The sequence below is a fragment of the Mesorhizobium sp. WSM4828 genome (assembly GCF_055811175.1).
Window position 1 is genome coordinate 1 of the sequence record NZ_JBVVQK010000082.1, and the last position, 1,671, is coordinate 1,671.

Consider the following 1,671-nt stretch of genomic DNA (forward strand, 5'->3'; position numbering starts at 1 on the left):
CTAGTTTCCGTCCACAAACACGTGTATTTCGCAGCGTTTACAGAGGTTTATGCTAGGCTGGGTCGCCTTAGCGACGGGATGGATGGGATCACGGGCGCTGACCGTCGACAAGATAGCGTGGTCAGCACTATCAGCCGCACGCCGCGACGGCCGGCAATGGCCGGTGCGACGCAACGACGATGCCGGGATTGGCGTTCAGGTCGCTTTGAGGCGGGTGAAGAGGACGAGGTTGTAGGCCACGACCGAGGACCAGACGTAAGCCTTGAAGTGATCAAGGCCGCGCCAGGTGCAGCGTGCCAAACCGTAGGCGCGCTTCAGGCATGATATGCCGGCTTCGATGCCGGCGCGGAAGTTGCGCAGCTTGCGATAGACCCACTTGCTTTTGACCATGTCCTCGATCCTGAGGCCGGCTTTCTTGTGGAAGGCCATGTCGCAGACGCCCCACGCCTTCGCCGTGGCCAGGTTGTCACGAGTGGCGAAGCCGCCATCGGCCGCCGCTTGCCGCGGCGCTTGGCCGTAGAGGTCGATGTGGCGCTCCAGCATCGGCAGCAAGCGGTCGCTGTCGGCCGGGTTGCCTGCTTCGATCACCAGATCGAGGATCAAGCCGCTCCTGCCGGTGGTCAGGTTGAGCTTGTGACCGTACTCGGTATCGCGGCTGCCTTTGACGATGATATCGGCATGCTCTTCGAACAGGCTGACCAGCTTCTCGCCGGCCGCTACCTGCTCGCCGGCCAACACCCGCCGCTCGCTCTGTCTGATGATGCGTTCGACCAGCGGCTGATAATGATGGACCTGGAGTTGCCACAGAGCGATGGCCGGTGTGATCGCAACGGCCAATCGCTCGCTCGCCTGCTTCAGATAGGCCAAGGTCGCGTGGGTGATCGCGATCAGCTCGCGGTAGAATTGGACCCGATTGGGTCGACCGCGCGTGAACTGGATCTTGCGGGCGCGCTTCTTGGCTGCGCGGCAATGATCACGCCACTCAAGGCCGGCGCCCCCGATCAAGGCGTCGGCCCGCTTCAGCAGGCGCACCATGACCCGCACAGCATCCCAAAGCAGGCTGCTGTCGCTCGGTTCGTGCATGAGTGCCGAGGTCACGGTGCTGTCCAGCCGCACGACCGCGCCGTCTTCGAGCTTCGCCTTCCGAGCACCCGACAGCAATGCCCTATTGATCTGCTCCCAGGTCTCGGACCGGATCGCACTGATGGTCCTTTGCAGCACCGACTTCTGTGGGCTCCATGACCATGGTAGGCGGGCAAAGGCTCGGAACGACGCCGAGTCCTCGAGATGGAACGCCAGCTCCTGATAAGTCAGCTGCCGATATTGCTTGAGCAGCGCGCAACGCAGCACTGCTTCGGCGGGCAGTCCCCGCCGTCCAGTCGCCTTGACGCCATGTCGACGCAGGTCGCGCGCCACCGCGCCAAGCAGATCGCGATGCTCATCCAGCCATTGCGACATCGCTTTCAGTTCATGGCCGATCTCGTGTACGGCGAAAACATCGAATATGCTGGCTTGGACGGTGCGTTCTTGGCGCATTGTCGGCTCCGGCGGTGGCGGGGACTTGGACTCAGTGGCATGATCCAAGATACCTGAAACCGCCGGGCCTTGCTCGCGCAAAGATGCGATTCAGCTAACAAAATCAAACGCTTGTCGTTTGCGGACGGAAACTAG

1 protein-coding gene is annotated in these 1,671 nt (G+C 62.2%); it reads right to left on the reverse strand.

Translation table 11 applies throughout. The features are described 5' to 3' along the window. Positions 1-195: 195 nt before the first annotated feature. Positions 196-1,536: an ISNCY family transposase gene (locus AC0L2X_RS32340; protein ID WP_473601199.1), complete on the reverse strand. Its 1,341-nt coding sequence runs from the start codon at positions 1,534-1,536 to the stop codon at positions 196-198. Between the last annotated feature and the right edge of the window lie 135 nt (positions 1,537-1,671).